Source organism: Promicromonospora sp. NPDC110617 (assembly GCF_055598465.1).
Window position 1 is genome coordinate 1,199,916 of sequence record NZ_JBVKBM010000001.1, and the last position, 21,688, is coordinate 1,221,603.

A 21,688-nucleotide genomic window follows, 5' to 3' on the forward strand; every position below is an offset into this window, starting at 1 on the left:
TGGGCACGCGGCGTACGACGGCGGAACACCGCGTGAACGTGCTGTGTGGGCTTGCTGTCGCACGGACTTGTCGCCGCGGGGGCGGCGTGCTGCACCTCACCACGTCCCGGTGCCTCCCCGCAGCCCGGGGATCTCTACCCTTGGGGGGTGATCGACCTCCACACGCACTCCACCGCGTCCGACGGCACCGACTCGCCAGCGCGGCTGGTGGAGGTCGCCGCGCACGCCGGCATCGGCACGCTGGCCATCACGGACCACGACACGACGTCGGGCTGGGCAGAGGCCGCCGAGGCCGCCGGCCGGTACGGCGTGAGCCTGGTGCGCGGCGCCGAGATCTCCGCGATCGCGGGGACGACGGGCTGGGGCACCGGCGTCCACCTGCTGGCCTACCTGCACGACCCCACCCATCCCGACCTGCTGGACGAGACCGAGCGCACCCGCGCCGACCGCGAGTCGCGCGCCCGGCGCATGGTGGACCTGCTGGCCGAGGACTTCCCGATCACGTGGGACGACCTGCTCGCACAGACGAAGCCCGGTACCACCCTCGGCCGTCCGCACCTCGCGGACGCGTTGGTGGCGGCGGGCGTCGTCCGCGACCGGGACGAGGCCTTCGCCACCATCCTGCGGCCCGGCACCCGCTACTACGTGGGCCACTACGCGCCCGACGCCGTCGCCGCGGTCCGCGCCGTCCGCGCGGCGGGCGGGGTGCCGGTCCTCGCGCACCCCGGGGCGGACGCCCGTGGCCGGATCGTCCCGGACTCGATGATCGAGGAGCTCGCCGCCGTCGGGCTCGCGGGCCTCGAGGTCGACCACCGCGACCACACGCCCGACACACGCCGGCGGCTGCGCGACCTCGCCGAGTCCCTGGACCTGCTGGTCACGGGGTCGAGCGACTTCCACGGGGCGGGCAAGCAGAACAAGATCGGCGAGAACACCACGGCGCCCGGCGTGCTCGAGGCCATCGCGGACCAGGGGGCCCTGGAGGTGCTCGGGTGAGCTGGTTCGACGTCGCGCTGTTCACCGAGGTGTTCGTGACGCTCTTCGTGATCATGGACCCGCCGGGAACGGTGCCGGTGTTCCTCGCGCTCACCTCGCGGATGACGGCGCAGGACCGCAAGCGGGCCGCGCGCACCGCGATCTTCGTGGCGTTCGGCGTGATCGTGGTGTTCGCGCTGTTCGGCCAGCTCCTGCTGGAGCACATGGGCATCTCGCTCGCGGCGCTCCAGGCGTCGGGCGGCCTGCTCCTGCTGCTCGTGGCGCTCGAGCTGCTCATGGGCAAGATGGACGCCGGCGAGACCGACTCCGGCGGGTCGACCAAGAACGTGGCCCTGGTGCCGCTGGCGACGCCGCTGCTGGCCGGGCCGGGCACCATCGTCGCCACCATGGTGTTCGTGCAGCAGGGCGTGAGCGCCGGCGAGTCGCCGGTGGGGCACTACGCCTCGATCGGGGTCGGCATCGTCGCGGTGTGCATCTGCACCTGGGCCGCGATGCGGTTCGCCGGGCTCGTGCACCGCGTGCTCAAGGACTCCGGCGTCACCCTGGTCACCCGCATCGCGGGTGTGCTGCTCGCGGCGATCGCCGTGCAGATGATCGCCAACGGCGTCATCGAGTTCGTGCGGACGGTCTGAGGCTCCGCCGGGCCGGCTCAGACGTCGACCGTCTCCAGGGTGACCTGGACCGGCTTCTCCGGGACGAGCTTCTCGGCCTCCCGCACCTTCTTCTTCATCGGCAGCACGTAGCCGCCGTTGCTGTCGCTCGGGAAGACGGACGTGGTCCAGGTGGTCCCGCCGACCGTGACCCGCACCCGGATCGAGCCGAAGCCGCGGGGTGGCAGTGGGAGGTCGGCCAGCTCGTCGGAGTGCTCCGGGGGCACGGTCACGAACCACCAGGAGTCGGTACGCACCTGCCACTGCCACAGGGGAGCGGCGAACTCGATCTGCACCGTCCCCATACTGTCAGACCCACAGGTCACCGGGGTGACCTGTGGGTCTGACACGGTCCTCAGGACTCGGTCTGCGTTCCCTCGGCCGGGCGCCCGCCGCGCGTGCGGCGGCGGTTGCGGTTCCGACGACGGCGCTGGCCGTCCTCGTCCCCGCCCGACGCCGGACGGTCGGCCGGTGCGCCGTCGTTCGACCCGGTCACGGCCTCGCCGTCGGGCCGGGACGTGGAGCGCGACCCGCCGTGCGAGCCGCCCTGGCGCCCGCCGGAGCGCTGACCGCCCGAACGGCCGCCGCCGGAGCGCCCGCCGGACGGGCGCGAGCCGCTGTTGCGCTTGCCGGTCTCGCCCAGGTCCTCGAGCTCCTCGGCGTCCAGGCCGGCGAGGTGCTGCGCGGACCGCGGCAGGCGGCCCTTGGTGCCCTCGGGGATGTTCAGGTCCGCGTACAGGTGCGGCGACGTCGAGTAGGTCTCGACCGGCTCCGGGAAGCCGACCTCCAGCGCCTTGTCGATGAGCGACCAGCGCGGCACGTCGTCCCAGTCGACGAACGTGACGGCGGTACCCGTGTTGCCGGCGCGGCCGGTGCGGCCCACACGGTGCAGGTACGTGCGCTCGTCCTCGGGGCACTGGTAGTTGACCACGTGGGTCACGTCCTCGACGTCGATGCCGCGGGCGGCGACGTCGGTCGCGACGAGCACGTCGATCTTGCCGTTGCGGAACGCGCGCAGCGCCTGCTCGCGGGCGCCCTGGCCCAGGTCGCCGTGGATGGCGCCGGCGGCGAAGCCGCGCGACTGCAGCTCCTCCGCAACCTTCGCGGCCGTGCGCTTGGTGCGCGCGAACACGATGCTGCGGCCGCGGCCCTCGGACTGGAGCAGCCGCGCCAGCACCTCGACCTTGTCCAGGGCGTGGGCCCGGTACACGACCTGCTTGATGTTCTTGACGGTCGCGCCCTCGTCGTCCGGCTCGGCGGCGCGGATGTGCGTGGGCTGCTTCATGTAGCGGCGGGCCATGGAGACGACGGCGCCCGGCATGGTCGCGCTGAACAGCATGGTGTGCCGCTGCGCGGGGGTGCGGGCGAGGATCTTCTCGACGTCGGGCAGGAACCCGAGGTCGAGCATCTCGTCGGCCTCGTCGAGCACCACGGTCGCCGCGCGCAGCAGCGTGAGGTGGCCCTGGTTGAGCAGGTCGATCATGCGGCCGGGCGTGCCCACCACGACGTCGACGCCGGACTTCAGCGCGTCGATCTGCGGCTCGTACGCGCGGCCGCCGTAGACCTGGACGATGCGGACGCTGCGCTTGGCGGACGCGGTGGCCAGGTCGTTCGCGACCTGGACCGCGAGCTCGCGGGTCGGGACCACGACGACGGCCTGCGGCTTGCCGGGGGCGACGAGCTCGTCGTAGCCGGGCTCGCCCGGGGCCACCACGCGGTGCAGCAGCGGGACGCCGAAACCGAGCGTCTTGCCGGTACCGGTCTTGGCCTGGCCGATGATGTCGTGCCCGCTCATCGCGACGGGCAGCGTCATGGCCTGGATGGGGAACGGGTGGGTGATGCCCGAGTCCAGCAGCGCGGCGACGATCTCAGGGCGGACGCCGAAGTCCGCGAACGTCACGTTCTGCGCCTGGATGGCGGACGGGGAGGAATAGTCGGGCCCCGAGGCCACGGTGGGCTCGGGGTCGGTCACGGTGGCCGCGCTCGCGGCCGGGGTGTCGGTGGTAGTCACTGGCGCCTTCATCTTCTCGCGGCGCGGTGGGCCCTCATGGCCCGGCGATCGCGCCTTCGTGCGGCAGCCGATCGTGAAAATCATCGCGCGCCGGGCGGGAGGCCCAGGCTGCGCGTCCTGTCGGCGGCCTCACTGAGGAGGTCGGAGCACAGGCTCGGGGGTCGGAACGTGACGACCGGGCAACCGATGTACGTCGTTCATGGTACGCGCAGGATGTTTCCGTGTGGTTAGCGAAACGCACCCGGCACCCCGTTAGTAACGAACGCCACGTGGCGGAGGGCCCTCACGGGCGCCGTCCGCCACGCGGCGTCGGGTACCGCAGGGATCAGACGGCGCCGAAGCCGACCTTGCGCTGCTCCTCGGAGCCGATCTCGACGTAGCCGATGGCGCTGCCAGGGATGATCACCTGGCGGCCGCGGGAGTCGGTGAGCTCGAGGGGGCCACCGGCCAGGGCCTTCTTGACGGCCGTCGCGACGGCGTCCGCGCTCTCGTCCGTCTCGACCACGACCTCGCGCGGCAGGTTCTGCACACCGATGGTGACGTCCACGTTTACTCCAGTTCGGTCGGGGATTGCGCCGTGTGCCCGGGGGACCGGGGACCCGGCCTGACGATCCTAGTCACGCACCGGGGCGGTCGGCCTGCGGTTTCGCCGTGAGCCGATACGCGTCCACAACCTGTGGACGACATCGTGGGCCTGCGGGCCGGTGCGTGGCACCATGGTCGGCGTGAGCAGCCCGCGGCAGGACCCTCGGCGCGCCATGGTCGCGCTCGGTCTCTGCCTGATGCTGGGCCTCGGCGCGGGCGTCGCGGTGACGATGGGCGCCGAACCCGAGGCGTCCGCGGCCGCCGTCGCCGGCGTGGTCGAGGACAACCTCGGTGTCGAGGCGGGCGACGCGATCCGGAACGCGTACGAGGCGGCCCGGTCGGGCGTCCGCACGGAACCGCCGGCCCCGGTCGTCCCCCTGGCCGCCGGCGCGGTCGCAGGCAAGTCGGCCCCGCCGGCGCCGGCCGCGGAGCCGGAGCCGACGCCGGAGCCCGGCTCCGGCCTGCTCGGTACCCGGGTCAGCGTGGAACCGGAGCTGTCCGGCAAGCTCGTGGTGGCGAGCGGCTCGCGCGCCGCACCCGCCGAGGGCAAGGTCTGGCGGGTCCAGGTCGCGGTCGAGAAAGGGCTGCCGGTGGACCCGGAGGTCTTCGCCGAGGCCGTGCTGGCGACGCTGAACGACCCACGCGGCTGGAACGGCGCGGACGGATCGACCTTCGCGTGGACCGACTCGGACCGCTACGACGTGCGGGTCGTGCTCGCGAGCCCCGGCACCACCGACCGGCTGTGCCTCCCGCTGGACACGATCGGCAAGCTCTCGTGCGGCATCGAGGAGACCGCCGTGCTCAACTTCAGGCGCTGGGCCACGGGGTCGAAGGCGTGGAAGGACGTCGGGAACTACCGGCACTATCTGGTGAACCACGAGGTGGGGCACGTGATCGGGTACCACCACGACCTGTGCAGGGGCAAGGGCAGGCACGCCACCGTGATGGTGCAGCAGACCACCACGACGAGCGGCTGCATCCCGCAGCCGTGGCCCGCCCCGGACGCGGGCTGAGACCGGGATCACTGCGCCGCACGGCGTGGTGAACCAGACATTCGCGACACCTCCGCGCGGGGCGTCGGGGAGTGTCAGTGGCTCGTGGTTCGATCGTCCGCGTGACACCGACCCCCACCCTCGCACCTCGGCTGGCGCCGCCCGGGACCCGTCCCGACGGCGCCGGCTCCGTGCGGCTCGACGACAGCCAGGCGGCCGCCGTCGAGTCCGCGCTGAGCCGGCCCGCGACGCTGGTCCTGGGGGCCCCGGGGTCGGGCCGGACGACGGTGGCGTGCGAGGTCGCGGTCCGGGCGCTGATGTCCGGGGTGCAGCCGGAGCGGGTCCTGGTCCTGGCCTCCTCACGTCGTGCGGCGGCACGGCTGCGGGACGAGGTGGCGGCCCAGGCCGGGCGCACGGTCGGCGCCCCGATGGTGCGGACGGCGTCGTCAGCCGCGTTCGCGGTGCTGCACACGCGCGCCGCGGCGCTGGGGCAACCCGCGCCCACCCTGGTCTCCGGGCCGGAGCAGGACCTGGTGCTGGCCGAGCTGCTCGCCGGGCACGTCGCCGGCGAGGGGCGGCCGCTGCGGCTGCCGGTCGGGCTGCCCGAGGAGTCGCTGGGCCTGCGGGGCCTGCGCCAGGAGCTGCGGGACCTGCTGATGCGGGCCGCCGAGCGCGGCCTCGGGCCGGTCGAGCTCGACGAGATGGGGCGTGCCAACGACCGCCCCGAGTGGACCATGGCCGCGCAGCTCTACGAGGAGTACCTCGACACCATGACCCTGCGGCTGGCCACGCCCGACGCGGGGCCGCGCTACGACCCCGCCGTCGTGATCGACGAGGCCGCGGAGTCCCTGCGGTCCTGGGAGGACGAGGTGCCTGGCGCGCCGCGGCCCACCTGGGACCTGGTCGTGGTGGACGACTACCAGGAGGCCACGGCCGCGACGGTCCGCCTCCTGCGCGTGCTGCACGACGACGGGGCGCGGCTCGTGCTGCTGTCCGACCCGGACTCCGCCGTCCAGACGTTCCGCGGCGCCGCGCCCGGCCTCACCGGTCGCGCGGCGGCGCCCGCCGGCCCGGGGCGTGCCTTCGGCGCGTTCGACGCCGAGACGGTGGTGCTCTCGACGGTCTGGCGGCAGCGGCCCGAGCTGCGCGCCGTGACCCGCGCGGTGACCAACCGGATCCCGGTGTCGGCGAGCGCGCTGCACCGCCGCGCGACGGCGCGTGCCGACGAGGAGCCCGCCGGCGAGGACTCGCCGCCCGCCGTCCAGGTCGCGGTGCTCGCGGGCGCCGCCCAGGAGGCGGCGTGGATCGCGCGCGAGCTGCGCGCGGAGCACCTGCTGCGGGGCACCCCCTGGGAGCGCATGGCGGTGATCGCGCGCAGCGGCACGCGGCTGGGCGCGCTCCGGCGCGAGCTGGTCTCCGCGTCGGTGCCCGTGGCGCTGCTCGGGTCGGACCTGCCGCTGCGCGACGAGCCCGCGGTGGCGCCGCTGCTGGCGGCCGTGAAGACGTGCGCGGGTGCGCCGCGCGGCAGCCTGGAGGCGCTGATCGCCGAGGAGCTCGACGGCGACGAGCCCGTGCTGGACCCGGAGACGGCGGCGCTGCTGCTCGTCTCGCCGATCGGCGGGCTCGACGCCGTGGCCCTCCGGCGCCTGCGGCGCGCACTGCGGGCGGAGGAGCTGTCGGCGGGCGGCGGCCGCACCTCGGACGCGCTGCTCGTCGAGGTGCTCGCGGACCCGGCACACGCGGCCCTGCTGCCCACGCAGGTGCGGCGCGGCCCGCTCGCGGTGGCCCGGGTGCTCGCCGCGGGCCGCGAGGCGGCGGGGGAGCCGGGTGCCACGGCGCAGACCGTGCTCTGGGCGGCCTGGGCCGCGACCGGCCTGGCCGAACGGTGGAGCGCCGCGGCCCTGGCCGGCGGCCCCGCGGGGCTCCGCGCCGACCGCGACCTCGACGCCGTGCTCGCGCTGTTCCGCGCGGCCGAGACCTTCGTGGACCGGATGCCGGGCGCGCCCGTCGGCGCCTTCGTCGACTACCTGGCGTCGCAGGACCTTCCGGCCGACTCCCTGGCGGCCTCCGCCCAGGGCACGGGCGCCGTGGAGGCGCTCACGCCCCCCGGCGCGGCGGGGCGCGAGTGGGACGTGGTGGTCGTCGCCGGCGTGCAGGACGGCGTGTGGCCCGACCTGCGGCTGCGTGACTCCCTGCTCGGCTCCCAGGCGCTCGTCGAGCTCATCGCCGGCCGGTCCGAAGACGGCCGGGTGGTGGGCGCCGAGGCCCGCCGCCAGGTGCTCACCGACGAGCTGCGCGCCTTCGCGGTGGCGGTCTCCCGCCCCCGGCGGCGGCTGCTCGTGACCGCGGTGGAGGACACCGAGGAGTCCCCTAGCGTGTTCTGCGACCTCGTGTCCCCCCGGGACGACGGCGGCGACGGACCGGACCCGCGGCGGGTCCCGGTCGGCCCGCCGCTCGACCTGCGTGGTGTCGTGGCCGCGGCGCGCTCGGAGCTGGTGCGGACGTCGGCGTCGGCAGGGGAGGCGGCACCCGGCGCACAGCCCGCCGCGGCACAGCCTGCCGCTGCGCTGCTCGCGGACCTCGCGGCCGCGGGCGTCGCCGAGGCGGACCCGAGCACCTGGTACGGCGTGGCCGGCGTCTCGAGCGAGGTTCCGCTGTGGGGCGCGCGGGACACGGTGACGGTGTCGCCGTCCAAGGTCGAGACCGTGACCACCTGCGCCCTGCGCTGGGCGTTCGAGTCGGCGGGCGGCACCAAGCCGGACGCCACCCACCAGACCCTGGGCACGCTGCTGCACTCGATCGCGCAGAGCCACCCGAAGGGTTCGCTCACGGACCTGAGGACCGAGCTGGACCGTCGCTGGCCCGAGCTCGCGCTGCCCGACGGCTGGCCGTCGCTGCAGTTCCGCAAGCGCGCGGAGCGCATGGTGGAGCGGCTGGCGGAGTACCTGGGCGACTCGGGGGAGCCGCTGCTGGTCGAGGCCGACTTCGACCTGCGGGTGGGCCGCGCCCGGCTGCGCGGCCAGGTGGACCGCGTCGAGGACGCCGGCGACGGCGCGGTGACCGTGGCCGACCTCAAGACCGGCAAGACCGCCGCGAGCAAGGACAAGGCGGCCGAGAACCCGCAGCTCGGCGCCTACCAGCTCGCCGTCGAGGAGGGCGCGCTCGACCTGCCCGAGGGCACGGTCAGCAAGGGCGCCAGCCTCGTCTACGTCGGTACCGACACGGTGTCGGCGAGCGTCCGGAACCAGCCGGCGCTCGCCCCGGACGACGAGGGCAGGAGCTGGGCGCGCGACACCGTCGAGGGCGCCGCCGACACCATGGCCGCCGCCCGGTTCGCGGCCCGGACCAACGACCTGTGCGAGATGTGCGCGGTGCGGCGGTCCTGTCCGCTGCAGCCCGAGGGACGGAAGGTGGTCGAGTGACCGGGCACGAGCCGGAGATCCGCCTGTCGGCCCGGGCCATCGCACGGCTGCTCGGCCGGCACGAGCCCACCGACGAGCAGGTCCGTGTCATCGAGTCCCCGCTGGAGCCCGCCCTCGTGGTCGCGGGCGCGGGCTCCGGCAAGACGGAGACCATGGCCGCGCGCGTGGTGTGGCTGATCGCCAACAAGCTGGTGCACCCCGAGCAGGTGCTCGGCCTCACCTTCACGCGCAAGGCGGCGGGCGAGCTCACGCAGCGCGTCCAGACCCGGCTCGCCCAGCTCAACCGGGCGCTCGGCGAGGAGTCGGGCGAGGCGCTCGCGGGCCTCGACCTCGACCGGCCCACGGTCGCGACCTACAACGCCTACGCCGCCTCCCTGGTGGCCGACCACGGACTGCGGCTCGGCGTCGAGCCCAGCGCGCGCCTGCTCGGGCAGGCCGAGCAGTGGCAGCTCGCCTCCCAGGTGGTGGAGTCCTGGGACGAGGACCTCGCCACCGACCGCGCCGTCAGCACCGTGACCGCGGCCGTCGTGGCCCTGTCCGACGCCCTGGGCGAGCACCTCGTCGACCCCGCGGACGCGCGGGCCCGCCTCACCGACATGGCCGAGCACCTCGAGTCCGTACCGCTCGGCCCGCGGCAGAAGAAGCGCACCAAGGACGTGGACAAGCTCATCGGCTCGATCGCCGAGCGCGCCCGGTTCGTGGACCTCGTGGTCGAGTACCGGCGCCGCAAGCGCATCGCCGAGGCGCTCGACTTCGGCGACCAGGTCTCGTTCGCCGCGCAGCTCGCCCGCGAGGTGCCCATGGTGGGCGCCGCCGAGCGGGCCCGGTTCGAGGTGGTGCTGCTCGACGAGTACCAGGACACCTCCTTCGCCCAGGTCGAGCTGCTCTCCGGCCTGTTCGGCGGCGGGCACCCGGTCACCGCCGTCGGCGACCCCCACCAGTCCATCTACGGGTGGCGCGGCGCCTCCGCCGCAGGCCTCGCCCGCTTCCCCGGCCGCTTCCAGCGTGACGACGGCGTCCCCGCCGCCGTGCACTACCTCTCCACGTCCTGGCGCAACGACGCCGCCGTCCTCACCGCCGCGAACATCGTGTCCGGGCCGCTGCGCTCGCGGACCGGCGCGGCCGCGACCGTCGAGGTGCCGCCGCTCGACCTGCGGCCGGGCGCCGGCGAGGGCGTCGTGACGGCGCACGTCGCGGCCACCCTGGAGGAAGAGGCCGAGGCCGTCGCCGAGTGGGTCGCGGAGCGCTGGCGCTCCGGCGCCCATCCGGACGGCCGGTCCACGGCCGCCGTGCTCTGCCGGGCACGGGCCCAGTTCCCCGCGATCGAGGTGGCGCTGCGCCGCCGCGGCCTCCCGGTCGAGGTGGTCGGCCTGGGCGGCCTGCTGTCCACGCCCGAGGTGGTCGACGTCGTGGCGCTGCTGCAGGCCGCGCACGACCCGTCGCGCGGCGACTCCCTGCTGCGCCTGCTCACCGGCCCGCGTCTCAACCTCGGCGCGGCCGACCTGCACGCGCTCGGTTCCTGGGCGGCCGACCTCGCCCGGCTGGACGACCCGCGCCGGGCTGCGGCCGCCCCGGCCGAGCCTCTGCCGGACGACGACCTGCGCGTGGTCGAGGGCGACATCTCCGACCACCGCTCGATCGTGGACGCGCTCGACGACCTCCCGCCGGTGGGCGAGCCGGCCCGCGACGGCCGCGTCCTGTCCGAGGACGCGCACCGCCGGCTTGCGGCGCTCGCCCGGCTGCTGCGCGACCTGCGCGGCCTCACCTACCTCTCGCTCCCGGAGCTGGTCGTCCAGGCCGAGCGCGCGCTCGGCCTCGACGTCGAGGCGGCCACCGCGCTCGCGCTGGCCGGCGCCGGGGTGGGCGGCGCGGTGAGCGACCGCGGCCGCGAGCACCTCGACGCGTTCCGGGACGTCGCGGCCTCGTTCGCGCAGTCCTCGGACACGGCGACGCTCGGCGCCTTCCTGGCGTGGCTCGGCGTCGCCGGCGAGCGCGAGCGCGGGCTCGACATGCCGGTGCACGAGCCCGACCCGGACGCCGTCCAGGTCATCACCGCGCACGCCGCGAAGGGGCTGGAGTGGGACGCCGTGGCCGTGGCGGGCCTCGCCGACGGGGCGTTCCCCACCTGGGACCGTGGCTCCCGGTCGGGCGAGTCGTCGTCGGGCTGGCTGTCCGACCTCGGCGAGCTGCCCTACCACCTGCGCGGCGACGCGGACGACCTGCCGCGCTTCGACTGGGAGCACGCCTCCGACACCAAGGACCTCGTCGCGCTGCGGGACGAGTTCAAGGCCGAGTGCGGCGAGCACCGCCTCGCCGAGGAGCGCCGGCTGGCCTACGTCGCGTTCACGCGGGCCCGGCGCGAGCTCTTCCTCACCGCCTCCTGGTGGGGCACGGCGAGCCGCCCGCGCGGCGTCTCCCCGTTCCTCGCCGAGCTGGCGGACGCCGAGCTGGTCAAGGCCGACCTGTGGGCGCCCATGCCCGAGGCCGACGCCGAGAACCCCCGCAACGCGGAGGAGGTCACGGCCCACTGGCCGGCCCCGGACGAGTCCGGCCGGGCCGGGGAACCGGACCAGCAGCGAACCGCCCGCGACGTCCTGCGCGACACGGCGACGCTCGTGGACCAGGCGGCCGACGAGCGCCTGGTCGCGCTCGCCGCACTGCGCCTGCCCGCGGACGCGCTGACCGCGCCGCAGGGTGTCCTCGCCGACGCAGCCGGCCACGACCTGGTCGACCTCGCCCGGATGCTCCTCGCCGAGCGGAACCGGCACGCGGACCGCGAGGTCGCGTTCCCGGCGCACGTCTCGGCCTCGGGCCTGGTACGGCTCGCCGCCGACCGCGACGCGTTCGCCCTCCAGCTCCGCCGGCCCGTGCCGGTGCAGCCCACGGTGCACGCCCGGCGCGGCACCCGGTTCCACGAGTGGGTGGAGCAGTTCTTCACGTCGGCCACGCTGCTCGACGTCGACGACCTGCCGAGCGCCGAGGACGACGACCTCCCGGAGGACACCGACCTCGACAAGCTGCGCGATACCTTCCTGGGCTCGGAGTGGTCCGCGCGGATGCCCGTCGCGGTCGAGGTCGACGTCGAGACACCGGTCGCCGGCGTCATGCTGCGCTGCCGCATGGACGCCGTCTTCAAGGACCCGGCGACCGGCCCGGACGCCGTCGTGGTGGTCGACTGGAAGACGGGCCGCGAACCGCTCGATGCCTCGGCCCGGGCCGCGCGCGAGGTGCAGCTCGCCGTGTACCGCCTGGCGTGGTCCCGCTGGACGGGCCTGCCGCTGGACCAGGTGAGCGCTGCCTTCTACTACGTGGGGTCGGACACCACGGTGCGCCCGGACCGGCTGCTCGACGAGGCCGAGCTCGAGGCGCTGATCCGGGGCGCCTGACCGCCGTCAGGCCCCGAGGGGCCCGCCGAACCACTCCTCGATCAGCGAGCGCGCGATCGAGCTGCGCCCGGGCAGACCCAGGTGCCCGTCGGCCACCGCGGTGGCGACCTCGTCGCGGGTGAACCAGTCGGCCTCGGCGATCTCGTCCTCCTGCCGCACCAGCCCCGTGGTGGTCGCGCGGGCCCGGAAGGCCAGCATGAGCGAGGCCGGGAACGGCCACGACTGGCTGCCCCGGTACTCGATCGTCGAGATGTCGAGAGCGACACCGACCTCCTCGACGGTCTCCCGGATCACCGCCTGCTCCAGGCCTTCCCCGGGTTCCACGAAGCCGGCCAGCACCGAACGGCGGCCCAGGTCCCACTGCGGGCCGCGGGCCAGCAGCAGGCGGTCGTCCGCGTCGGTGATCGCCATGATCACGGCGGGGTCGGTGCGTGGGAAGTGGTTGGACTCGTCGGCCGGGCAGTGCCGCACCCAGCCGCCCTGCCGCACCTCGGTCCGGGTGCCGCACAGCGGGCAGTGCGTGTAGACCGCGTGCCACTGGGCGAGGGCGACCGCCTCGACCACCAGCCCCACCTCGAGGTCGGACGCGTCGAGCGAGCGGATGCCCGTCCACGCGGCGTCGAGGTCGGGCTCCGGGCCCGGCTCGGCCCCGCGGTCCGGGTCGTCGAGGACCGCGGCGAGGTAGGCGACGTCGTCTGCCTCCCCGAGGAAGAGGAGCGTGCGTGCTGCCAGGTGCGCGACGTCGTCCGGCGCGTAGAGGCCGAGCCGCTGCTCCACCGTGGCGACGCGGGTGCCGCGCACCACCATGACGCGCGTCGCGGGCTCCTTGAGCAGGTCGTCGAGGAGACCGGGCTCGGCGCGCCGGTGCGCGGCGCGGTCGTGGGCGGCGCGGGCGAAGGGGAGGTCGAGAGAACGCACGGCACGACGTTAGTCGTCCGCGGGAGCCCGCGACGCCAGACGTCCCGGGCGGAGACGCCGGACACGCCACGGTCCTGCCCCGTCGTGCGCCGGGCGCTGCTCTAGGGTGAGCACGTGTCCCGCACGCCCCTCGCTCTCGCCGCCCTCTCCACCGCCGCCGTGCCGGGTCTCGACGCCCGGTCGGTGCGCGTCGGAGACCTCGCCGGCGACTACGACGTCGCCGTCGTGACCGGCGCGGACGACCAGGAGTGGGTCGTGCGCGCGCCCCGCACCACCGTGGCCGGGGCCGCCCTGGAGGCCGAGATCGAGCTGCTCGACGCCCTCCGGCTGTACATCGACACGGGCGTGCTCCCGTTCGTGGTGCCGCAGGTCGCGGGCTACGCCCTCCTGCCCGAGGGCGGCCGGGCCGTCGTGCACCGCAGGATCATCGGCGACAACCTCGACGTCGAGGTCCTGGAGCAGGGTCCCGGGCTGGCCGCCGACCTGGGCCGGGCCATCGCGGCCATCCACGAGCTGCCGACATCGGTCGTCGAGACGTGCGGGCTGCCCAGCTACACCGCGTCCGAGTACCGCGAGCGTCGGCTGACCGAGGTGGACGAGGCGGCCAGGACCGGCCGCATCCCGCCCACCCTGCTGCGCCGCTGGGAGACCGCCCTGGAGGACGTGTCGCTGTGGCGGTTCAAGCCCGTCGTCACGCACGGCGACCTCGCGCCCGACCAGCTCCTCGTGGACCGGCAGCGCGTCGTGGCGGTCTCCGGCTGGGCGGAGGCCCGCGTCGCCGACCCCGCGGACGACCTCGCGTGGCTCATCGCGGCGGCGCCGATGGAGGCCGTGGACTCGATCATGGAGGCCTACCAGCTGCGCCGTACCGAGCTGAGCGACCCGCGCCTCGCCGAGCGCGCGATGCTCGTGGGCGAGCTGGCGCTCGCGCGCTGGCTCCTGCACGGCGTGCGGCACCGGCTGCCCGAGGTGGTCGAGGACGCGACGTCGATGCTGGAGGACCTGGACGAGGCGACCCTCGACGAGGCCTGACCGGCCTCAGGCGGCGGCGGCCAGGGCCTGCTTCACCTGGGCGAGGCTCGGGTTGGTCGCGGCGGAGCCGTCCGGGAAGACCACGGTGGGCACGGTCTGGTTGCCGCCGTTGACCTGCTCCACGTAGGCGGCCGCCTCGGGCTGCTCCTCGATGTCGATGACGGTGTAGCCGATGCCCTCGGAGTCGAGCTGCGTGCGCAGCCGCCGGCAGTACCCGCACCAGGTGGTCGAGTACATGAGGACGGTGCCGTCCTCGGGAAGCGGCGTGGTCGTCTCGGACATCTGTTCTCCTTGTCAGTGGTTGCTGCGAGAATCGCAGACGATGCTCACCCAGACCAACTCCGCCGACGGTTCGAATCATCCTGGACCGATGAGCCCCGACGCGATCCTGACCGCCCTCGATCCCGAGCAGCGTGAGGTCGCGCTCGCGCTCAACGGGCCCGTGGTCGTGCTGGCCGGAGCGGGTACGGGCAAGACCCGCGCCATCACCCACCGCATCGCGTACGGTGTCCGCATCGGCGCGTACAAGCCGACCAGCGTGCTGGCGGTGACGTTCACGGCCCGCGCCGCGGGGGAGATGCGCACCCGGCTACGGGGGCTCGGGGTCCAGGGGGTGCAGGCCCGGACGTTCCACTCCGCGGCGCTGCGGCAGCTCGGCTACTTCTGGCCGCGGGTGGTGGGCGGCGCGCCGCCGCGGCTGCAGGAGTTCAAGGCGCCGATCATCGCCGAGGCCGCGCGGCGCGTCGGCCTGAGCGTCGACCGCGTCGCGGTCCGCGACCTGAGCAGCGAGGTGGAGTGGGCGAAGGTCTCGCTGGTCACCGCGGACGACTACGAGAAGGCGGCGTACCGGACGGGCCGCGAGGCACCCTCGGGCTACGACGCCCAGGCCGTCGCCCGCCTCATCACCGCGTACGAGGACGTGAAGACGGAGCGCGAGCTCATCGACTTCGAGGACGTCCTGCTGATGCTCGCGGACATGCTCAACAGCCACAAGATCGTGGCGGACGAGGTGCGCTCGCAGTACCGGCACTTCGTGGTCGACGAGTACCAGGACGTCTCGCCCCTGCAGCAGTTCCTGCTGGACCAGTGGCTGGGCGGGCGCCGGGAGCTGTGCGTCGTCGGCGACCCGTCGCAGACCATCTACTCCTTCACCGGCGCCACCCCGCGCCACCTCCTCGACTTCCGGCGCACCTTCCCGGAGGCGCAGGAGGTGCGCCTCGTGCGCGACTACCGCTCCACGCCCCAGGTGGTGAACCTCGCCAACGAGGTGCTCAAGCGCGCGGGCCGGGCGGGCGGCGCGCACCAGGCGCTGGAGCTCATCGCGCAGCGCGAGCCGGGTCCGGCGGTCGCCTTCACGGCGTACGACGACGACGAGGCCGAGGCGAAGGGCATCGCCGCCCGGGCCGCGCGCCTGGTCGGGTCGGGCGTCAAGCCCAGCGAGATCGCCGTGCTGTACCGCACCAATGCGCAGTCCGAGGCGTTCGAGGCCGCTTTCGCCGACGCCGGTGTGGGCTACCTCGTGCGCGGCGGCCAGCGGTTCTTCCAGCGCAAGGAGGTACGGGACGCGCTCGTGCTGCTCCGCGGCGCGGCCCGCTCGGCCGACCCGGCGGCATCCATGCCGGACCAGGTGCGCGACATCCTCGCGGCCGCCGGGTGGGCCGACCAGCCGCCGTCGGCCCGCGGCGCGGCCCGGGAGCGCTGGGATGCGATGCAGGCGCTCGTCTCGCTGGCCGACGACCTCGCGGCGGCCGCGACGCCGGACAGCCCCGCGACAGTCTCCGCGCTCGTGGCCGAGCTCGACGAGCGGGCCGCCGCGCAGCACGCGCCGACGGTCGAGGGCGTCACGCTCGCCTCGCTGCACGCGGCGAAGGGCCTGGAGTGGGACGCGGTGTTCCTCGCCGGGATGAGCGAGGGCCTCATGCCCATCTCGCTGGCGGAGACCGACGACGCGGTGCACGAGGAGCGCCGGCTGCTGTACGTGGGGATCACGCGCGCCCGGGAGCACCTGGAGGTGTCGTTCGCCCGCTCACGCAACCCGGGCGGGCGGGCCACGCGCAAGCGCACCCGGTTCCTCGACGGGCTCTGGCCGGACGAGCCGCGCGCGCCCCGCGCCCGGACGGCGCCGAAGGGCCAGGCCCGCGCCCTGCTCACCGACGAGCGCGACACAGCGTTGTTCGACGCACTGCGCGAGTGGCGGCGGGAGGTGGCCCAGGAGACCGACAAGCCCGCCTACACGGTGCTCACCGACGCGACCCTCGCGGCCATCGCGGAGACCCGACCTTCGGGCACGGCCGAACTTGCTCGCGTGAACGGCATCGGTCCTGCGAAGATCGACAGGTACGGCCCCACGATCCTCGCGATCGTGGCGAACGCACCGGCTTCTTGAGCGGTTTCGGACCCCTCCCGGGGTGGTCCGAAAAACTTCTCAAGAAAGTTTGGAAAAAGAGTTGGCTCGCCACGGCGGCCCGGCATAGTGTTCACATGTCCCTGACAGCAGTGGGCGAGGCCGAGAGGCTTGGCCCGGATTCGAGTGAGGAGGTGGGTGCATTGGAGATGAACATGATTCCGCAGACGGATCTGCAGGTGTGCAAGCACGTGCTCGGCTACGAGCCCGTCCCGGCCACTGGCGCAGCTCTGTCTTTCCGCGCGCGCACTCACCGCGGAGGCGTCAAGCCGTCCGCTCTCGCACCCGACTCCGCATCTCCAGGAGACTCACCGGTCTGACGACCGAAGAGTTCCAGGCCGCGGAGTCCACCTAGGACCCGCGGCCTTCATTCTTTGCCCGGAGATCCGGCCCCACCTCGGCCGGCTCGGCAAGGATCTAGCCCCTGGTCCTGCACCACCAACGTTCATCGACGACGTTCCTTCAGGACACAGGAGACAACCGTGCGCCTCACTGCGCTCCTCGACACTCTTCCCCAGGGCGGCTCGGGCCCCTGGGACCCGCCTCAACACCCCGCCACGAGCGGGACCGGTTCGGACTCGGCGGAGTTCAACCGGCTCATGGACACACTGCTGCCGTGCCGTACCAACGACCCGGAGCTGTGGTTCGCCGAGCACAGCACGCAGGTGGAGCAGGCCAAGGCCCTCTGCCGTACGTGCCCCCTCATCGAGGGCTGCCTCGCGGGCGCCCTCGACCGCAACGAGCCGTGGGGCGTCTGGGGCGGCGAGGTCTTCGTGGACGGCGCCGTCGTGGCTCGCAAGCGCGGCCGTGGCCGGCCCCGCAAGTCGGAGAACGTCGCCGCCGCATGACCCGCGGGTCAGGCCGCCCGGACCGGCAGGACCACGCACCCGCACCGCGGGTGCGGCTCCGCCGGCCGGGCGCGGGGGATCCCTGCCGGGAGCGAGATCTCCAGGCACGCACCGACGGCCGCCGGCCGGTGCCCGTCCAGCTGGGCGAGCACCTGGCCTGCGGCCGTCGCCGCTGCCACGGCGGCGAGGGTCGCCTCGTGCGTCGGCTCCGGCGTCTTGCGGAGCTGGGCCGCCAGCGCCGGCCACTCCCGGTCGGCGTCCGCGTGGGCGAGGTCCACGCAGCTCACGCAGGCCGACCGGCCCGGCCGCACCAGGGGGCCCACCACGACGTCGGCCTCACGCACCACGACCGGCAGGTGCGGCACCCCGAGGCCCAGCAGCCGCTGGTACCGCGCCGGGTGCGCGGCGTGCGGCTCGGTGACCACGACGACGTCGAGGGCCGCCGGGTCCAGCCCCGCGCCACCCCCGGCGTCGTCGTCCACCCGGACCGTGGCGCGCGGGGAGCGTTCCGCGAGCAGGGCCTGGACCGCCAGGTCGCGCGCCTCGCCCACGTCGGCCACCCGTAACCCGCCCAGCCCGACGTCGGTGGTCTGCACCGGCAGCGGGTCGCTCAGCACGAGGCCGCCCACCCCCGCCGTCGCGAGGTGCAGCGCGACCGCCGTGCCCAGCCGCCCGAGCCCGACGATCCCGACGACCCGTCCCGCGCGCTCCGCGAGCGTGGCGAGCCCGGCGCCGTCGAGCCGCAGCATGCCGAGCGCCGTCGCGTCCGCCGCCCCGTCGGCGGGGGCGGTCACCACGCCGAACGCCCCCGGGACCGGGACGAGCACCCCCGCCCGTGACAGGGCGGCCATGATCTCGTCGCGCCGCTCGACCCCCACGCCGCACCGGGCGGCCGACTGCTCGACCGTCACGTGCCGGCGCCCCGCGATCTCCTCCAACCAGGACTCCTCGGCCGGCGTGAGCCCGGACAGCACGAACGACCAGCGCGGGTCGGAGCCGCACTGCACCTGCCCGCCGCCGCGGGTGAGCACGGGTGTGCCGGGCCGGAGCCGCAGGGCGGGGGTGCGTGTCATGCCCACCACGATGCCCGACGGCGGCGTGCCGGGGCCGTTGTCCACAGGCCCGGAGGTATATCCAAAGCATCGAGCGGTCCGGAAGTTCCCGGCTGCGCCCAGAGCCAAATGGACGGCGCAACCCTTGCCGACCCGGTTACGGTGAACACTATGAGCGACCAGCACCAGCCCGGCGAAACTCCCCAGTCGTGGGAGGAGATGCTGCGCTCCATGCTCGGCGACGGCGCAGACGAGGTCATGGCGGAGATGCGCGAGCGCGGCATCGACCCGACCGCGCTCGGCGGCGCACCCGACCCGGTGATGATGCAGTACGCCCTGGCCCAGGTGCAGAAGATGCTCTCGGCCGAGGGCGCCGGGCCGGTCAACGCGGACGTCGCGCACGACGTCGCGCGGCAGGTCGCGGTCAGCGAGGGCGACCCGTCCCTGACCGGCAAGCAGGCCAAGGACGCCACCGACGCGCTCGGGGTGGCCGAGCTCTGGCTCGACGCCGTGACCGACCTGCCGCCCGCGGGCGGCACGCGGCGCGCGTGGAACCGGTCCGAGTGGGTCGAGGCCACGCTCCCGGTGTGGAACGAGCTCGCCGCGCCCGTGGCGTCCTCCGTCTCGGAGGCGCTCGCCACGGTGCTGCGCGACCAGCTCCCCGACGGCGTGGACGACGGCGAGGCCGTGCCCGGCATGCCCGCCGGTGTGCTGCACGGCCTGGGCGGATCGATCGACCCGGCCCAGATGATGCGCCGCCTCGGCTCGGCCGTGTTCGGCATGCAGGTGGGTCAGGCCGCGGGCACGCTCTCGCGCGAGGTGTTCGGCGCCACCGACGTCGGTCTGCCGCTGCTCGACAGCCCCGACACCGTGCTGCTGCCCACCAACGTGGCCGAGTTCGCCGACGGCCTGGACGCCCCGCTCGCGGAGGTGCGGCAGTTCCTCGCCGTGCGTGAGGCGGCCCACGCGCGGCTGTTCACCCACGTCCCGTGGCTCCGCTCGCACCTGCTGTCGATCGTGGAGCGGTACGCGCGCGGCATCACCATCGACCTCGACGCGCTCGAGGCCCAGGTGCGCGACATCGACCTCGCCGACTCCGACGCCCTGCGCAGCGCGTTGTCGGGCGGGGTCTTCGGTCTCCAGAACACGGACGAGCAGAAGGCCGTGCTCCTGAACCTGGAGACCACGCTCGCGCTGGTCGAGGGCTGGGTGGACGAGGTCAGTGCCATGGCCGCGCTGCCCCACCTGCCGCACGCCATCCCGTTGCGGGAGATGATCCGGCGTCGCCGTGCCGCCGGCGGCCCGGCCGAGCAGACGTTCTCCACCCTGGTCGGCCTGGAGCTGCGGCCGCGCCGGTCGCGCGACGCCGCGACCCTGTTCTCGATCGTGGCACGTGCCCAGGGGACCACCGGGCGGGACGCCGTGTGGGACCACCCGGACCTGCTGCCCGGCACCGAGGACCTGGACGACCCGTCGGGCTACCTGGTGCGCCGCGAGGCCGCGGAGAACGAGCACGCCGACGTGGATGCGGCGCTCAAGGAGATCTTCGGCGAGGGCGACCCGGACGACGCAGCCGACCCCGGGAAGTAGGTCAGTCCTCCTCGTCGTCCGGAGTGGCCTGGCCGTTGTCGTCCTGCGTGAACGACGCGCCCTCCAGGAAGCCGCGCGCGCGGTCCGTCCGGGGGTAGACCTCGAGGATCTTCCAGAACTCGGGGCCGTGGCCGGCATGCAGGAGGTGCGCCAGCTCGTGCAGCAGCACGTAGTCGAGCACCCAGCCCGGCATGCCCTGCAGCCGGGTGGAGATCCGGATGGAGCCGTCCAGCAGCGTGCAGGATCCCCAGCGCCTGCCCTGGTTGGCCGACCACCGGACGCTGGAGGGCCGGGCCCTGCCGCCGAGGTACTTGGCGGAGAGCTCGCCGGCGCGGTCCATGAGCTCCTGGTCGGACGGGCGGCGGCGCCGCTCCTTGTCCTCGAGCCGGGCCACCATCTTCGCCACCCACTCTCGTTCCTGAGCCCGAGAGAAGCGCGCAGGAATGGCGACGATGGTCCGTCCACCGTCGCGGTATGCGCTCACCGTGGCGGTGCGACGGCGGCTCCGGCGCACCTCCACGGACGTCAGGGCGTCGTGGGCCACGGCACGACCGTACCGGTTATCGGCGTCAAGGTGGGGTATAACACACCGTTCAAGTGGAAAAACTTTGCCTACGGTGCTGTTCTCGGATGCGATTCACGGAACGCCCAGGCAAGTGAGGAATGATGGGCCGGTGACCGACATGCGCGACCTCCAGCACGCTCCGCAACCCGAGCCGTCACCGTTCGACCAGGTGGTGGACAGCCCGGCGCCGATCACGCGCCGCACGGTCACGCTCGGGGTGTCCTTGCTGCTCACGGCCGTTCTGGCCGCGCTGGCCCTGGTCGTGCCCACGCCCTACGCGATGCGCTCGCCCGGGCCCACCGAGGACACCCTGGAGCGCAACCTCATCCAGATCGAGGGCGCCCGCACCTACGAGTCCACGGGGCAGCTGCGCCTGACCACGGTGTCCGTGCTCGGCGGGCCGGGCTATCCGATGATGGCGGGCCAGGTGATCCAGGGCTGGCTGGACCCGCGACGCTCGGTGCTCCCGGTCGAGGCGATCTTCCCGGAGGCGACCACCAAGGAGGAGCAGCAGGAGGTCAGCCAGGCGGAGATGGTCTCGTCGCAGGAGTCGGCCACGGCCGCGGCGCTCACCGAGCTCGGCTACGACGTGCCCGCCGTGCTGGACGTCGCCGGCACGGAACCCGGGTCCGGGGCCGAGGGCAAGCTCAAGGAGGGGGACGTCATCACGGAGTTCCAGGGTGAACCCGTGGGCACCTACGCCGACCTCATCGACGGGCTGGCCGCGACGACCCCGGGCGACGACGTGACGCTCGGCGTGCAGCGGGGCAAGCGCACCATGGACGTGACCATCACGACCGCCGACAACGGTCAGCGGGCCGTGCTCGGCGTCTTCATCGACCCGCACTACGACTTCCCCGTGGACGTCTCCATCGAGATCGAGGACATCGGCGGACCCAGCGCGGGCACGATGTTCGCGCTCGGCATCATCGACAAGCTCACCCCCGAGGACGAGGCCAACGGCGAGATCATCGCGGGCACCGGGACCATGAGCCCGGAGGGCACCGTGGGTCCCATCGGCGGCATCGAGCAGAAGCTGTACGGCGCCGTCCGGGACGACGCCGAGTGGTTCCTCGCGCCCGCCGACAACTGCGACCAGGTGGTGGGCAACGTGCCCGACGGGCTGCGTGTGGTGAAGGTGGCGACGCTGGCGGAGGCGCGCGACGCCGTCGAGCAAATCGGGCGCGGCGAGGGGGCCGACCTGCCGACGTGCTCCTGACGCGCGCGGGCGGGATCC

General features: G+C 74.3%; 17 protein-coding genes. 10 read left to right on the plus strand and 7 right to left on the minus strand.

From position 1 onward, the window contains the following. The first annotated feature begins 147 nt into the window (after window positions 1-147). Together ACZ7LE_RS05155 and ACZ7LE_RS05160 are read left to right on the plus strand one after the other, a co-directional pair. On the plus strand, window positions 148-996 hold the full coding sequence (locus ACZ7LE_RS05155; protein WP_470402246.1) for a PHP domain-containing protein: 849 nt from the start codon (window positions 148-150) through the stop codon (window positions 994-996). After that, window positions 993-1,628, plus strand: coding sequence for a MarC family protein (locus tag ACZ7LE_RS05160; RefSeq protein ID WP_470402247.1), 636 nt, complete (start codon window positions 993-995; stop codon window positions 1,626-1,628). Before ACZ7LE_RS05155 ends, ACZ7LE_RS05160 begins: the two co-directional genes overlap by 4 nt. Window positions 1,629-1,645: 17 nt before the next feature. Here the strand turns inward: ACZ7LE_RS05160 and ACZ7LE_RS05165 are convergent, their stop codons facing one another. The 3 genes from ACZ7LE_RS05165 to ACZ7LE_RS05175 all read right to left on the minus strand — a co-directional run bounded on the left by ACZ7LE_RS05165 (window position 1,646) and on the right by ACZ7LE_RS05175 (window position 4,204). Continuing rightward, window positions 1,646-1,951: a DUF1905 domain-containing protein gene (locus tag ACZ7LE_RS05165; RefSeq protein ID WP_470402248.1), complete on the minus strand. Its 306-nt coding sequence runs from the start codon at window positions 1,949-1,951 to the stop codon at window positions 1,646-1,648. Window positions 1,952-2,001: 50 nt separating this feature from the next. Further along, window positions 2,002-3,669, minus strand: coding sequence for a DEAD/DEAH box helicase (locus ACZ7LE_RS05170; protein ID WP_470402249.1), 1,668 nt, complete (start codon window positions 3,667-3,669; stop codon window positions 2,002-2,004). A 313-nt stretch (window positions 3,670-3,982) separates the two neighbouring features. After that, window positions 3,983-4,204, minus strand: a complete 222-nt coding sequence (locus ACZ7LE_RS05175) for a DUF3107 domain-containing protein (protein ID WP_397391968.1) — start codon at window positions 4,202-4,204, stop codon at window positions 3,983-3,985. Between the two features lie 178 nt (window positions 4,205-4,382). On the opposite strand from ACZ7LE_RS05175, the gene ACZ7LE_RS05180 reads away from it, so the two are divergent. The 3 genes from ACZ7LE_RS05180 to ACZ7LE_RS05190 all read left to right on the plus strand — a co-directional run bounded on the left by ACZ7LE_RS05180 (window position 4,383) and on the right by ACZ7LE_RS05190 (window position 12,042). After that, complete coding sequence (locus ACZ7LE_RS05180) at window positions 4,383-5,255, plus strand: DUF3152 domain-containing protein (RefSeq protein ID WP_470402250.1); 873 nt, start codon at window positions 4,383-4,385, stop codon at window positions 5,253-5,255. A 101-nt stretch (window positions 5,256-5,356) separates the two neighbouring features. Continuing rightward, window positions 5,357-8,656, plus strand: a complete 3,300-nt coding sequence (locus ACZ7LE_RS05185; protein WP_470402251.1) for an ATP-dependent helicase — start codon at window positions 5,357-5,359, stop codon at window positions 8,654-8,656. Next, on the plus strand, window positions 8,653-12,042 hold the full coding sequence (locus ACZ7LE_RS05190) for a UvrD-helicase domain-containing protein (RefSeq protein ID WP_470402252.1): 3,390 nt from the start codon (window positions 8,653-8,655) through the stop codon (window positions 12,040-12,042). Before ACZ7LE_RS05185 ends, ACZ7LE_RS05190 begins: the two co-directional genes overlap by 4 nt. 6 nt (window positions 12,043-12,048) lie before the next feature. Here the strand turns inward: ACZ7LE_RS05190 and nudC are convergent, their stop codons facing one another. Next, window positions 12,049-12,960: an NAD(+) diphosphatase gene (gene nudC, locus ACZ7LE_RS05195; RefSeq protein WP_470402253.1), complete on the minus strand. Its 912-nt coding sequence runs from the start codon at window positions 12,958-12,960 to the stop codon at window positions 12,049-12,051. 114 nt (window positions 12,961-13,074) lie between these two features. On the opposite strand from nudC, the gene ACZ7LE_RS05200 reads away from it, so the two are divergent. Beyond that, window positions 13,075-13,992, plus strand: coding sequence for a phosphotransferase (locus ACZ7LE_RS05200; protein WP_470402254.1), 918 nt, complete (start codon window positions 13,075-13,077; stop codon window positions 13,990-13,992). A 6-nt stretch (window positions 13,993-13,998) separates the two neighbouring features. Here the strand turns inward: ACZ7LE_RS05200 and ACZ7LE_RS05205 are convergent, their stop codons facing one another. Next, window positions 13,999-14,274 (minus strand): mycoredoxin, encoded by a 276-nt coding sequence (locus tag ACZ7LE_RS05205; protein WP_470402255.1) that lies wholly within the window; start codon window positions 14,272-14,274, stop codon window positions 13,999-14,001. Between the two features lie 40 nt (window positions 14,275-14,314). On the opposite strand from ACZ7LE_RS05205, the gene ACZ7LE_RS05210 reads away from it, so the two are divergent. Both ACZ7LE_RS05210 and ACZ7LE_RS05215 read left to right on the plus strand, forming a co-directional pair. Next, window positions 14,315-16,378: an ATP-dependent helicase gene (locus ACZ7LE_RS05210; RefSeq protein ID WP_470402256.1), complete on the plus strand. Its 2,064-nt coding sequence runs from the start codon at window positions 14,315-14,317 to the stop codon at window positions 16,376-16,378. 500 nt (window positions 16,379-16,878) lie between these two features. Continuing rightward, window positions 16,879-17,244 carry a WhiB family transcriptional regulator gene (locus tag ACZ7LE_RS05215; RefSeq protein WP_285103255.1) on the plus strand — a complete coding sequence of 122 codons (366 nt, stop codon included), beginning with the start codon at window positions 16,879-16,881 and terminating at the stop codon, window positions 17,242-17,244. Between the two features lie 8 nt (window positions 17,245-17,252). On the opposite strand, the gene ACZ7LE_RS05220 is transcribed toward ACZ7LE_RS05215, so the two are convergent. Continuing rightward, complete coding sequence (locus ACZ7LE_RS05220) at window positions 17,253-18,317, minus strand: ThiF family adenylyltransferase (protein WP_470402257.1); 1,065 nt, start codon at window positions 18,315-18,317, stop codon at window positions 17,253-17,255. A gap of 150 nt (window positions 18,318-18,467) precedes the next feature. On the opposite strand from ACZ7LE_RS05220, the gene ACZ7LE_RS05225 reads away from it, so the two are divergent. Then, window positions 18,468-19,886, plus strand: a complete 1,419-nt coding sequence (locus ACZ7LE_RS05225) for a zinc-dependent metalloprotease (RefSeq protein ID WP_470402258.1) — start codon at window positions 18,468-18,470, stop codon at window positions 19,884-19,886. A gap of 1 nt (window position 19,887) precedes the next feature. On the opposite strand, the gene ACZ7LE_RS05230 is transcribed toward ACZ7LE_RS05225, so the two are convergent. Next, on the minus strand, window positions 19,888-20,430 hold the full coding sequence (locus ACZ7LE_RS05230) for a SprT-like domain-containing protein (protein ID WP_470402259.1): 543 nt from the start codon (window positions 20,428-20,430) through the stop codon (window positions 19,888-19,890). A gap of 139 nt (window positions 20,431-20,569) precedes the next feature. Here ACZ7LE_RS05230 and ACZ7LE_RS05235 point away from each other — a divergent pair, with 139 nt between their 5' ends. After that, window positions 20,570-21,670, plus strand: coding sequence for a YlbL family protein (locus ACZ7LE_RS05235; protein WP_470403277.1), 1,101 nt, complete (start codon window positions 20,570-20,572; stop codon window positions 21,668-21,670). The last annotated feature ends 18 nt before the right edge of the window (window positions 21,671-21,688 follow it).

What these genes read in the sequence shown, in the direction of transcription:
- ACZ7LE_RS05210 (WP_470402256.1), top strand. Translation starts at nt 14,315, where the DNA reads ATGCTCACCCAGACCAACTCCGCCGACGGTTCGAATCATCCTGGACCG.
- ACZ7LE_RS05235 (WP_470403277.1), top strand. Translation starts at nt 20,570, where the DNA reads ATGCGCGACCTCCAGCACGCTCCGCAACCCGAGCCGTCACCGTTCGAC.
- ACZ7LE_RS05170 (WP_470402249.1), bottom strand. Translation starts at nt 3,669, where the DNA reads ATGAAGGCGCCAGTGACTACCACCGACACCCCGGCCGCGAGCGCGGCC.
- ACZ7LE_RS05225 (WP_470402258.1), top strand. Translation starts at nt 18,468, where the DNA reads ATGAGCGACCAGCACCAGCCCGGCGAAACTCCCCAGTCGTGGGAGGAG.
- ACZ7LE_RS05165 (WP_470402248.1), bottom strand. Translation starts at nt 1,951, where the DNA reads ATGGGGACGGTGCAGATCGAGTTCGCCGCTCCCCTGTGGCAGTGGCAG.
- ACZ7LE_RS05220 (WP_470402257.1), bottom strand. Translation starts at nt 18,317, where the DNA reads ATGACACGCACCCCCGCCCTGCGGCTCCGGCCCGGCACACCCGTGCTC.
- ACZ7LE_RS05205 (WP_470402255.1), bottom strand. Translation starts at nt 14,274, where the DNA reads ATGTCCGAGACGACCACGCCGCTTCCCGAGGACGGCACCGTCCTCATG.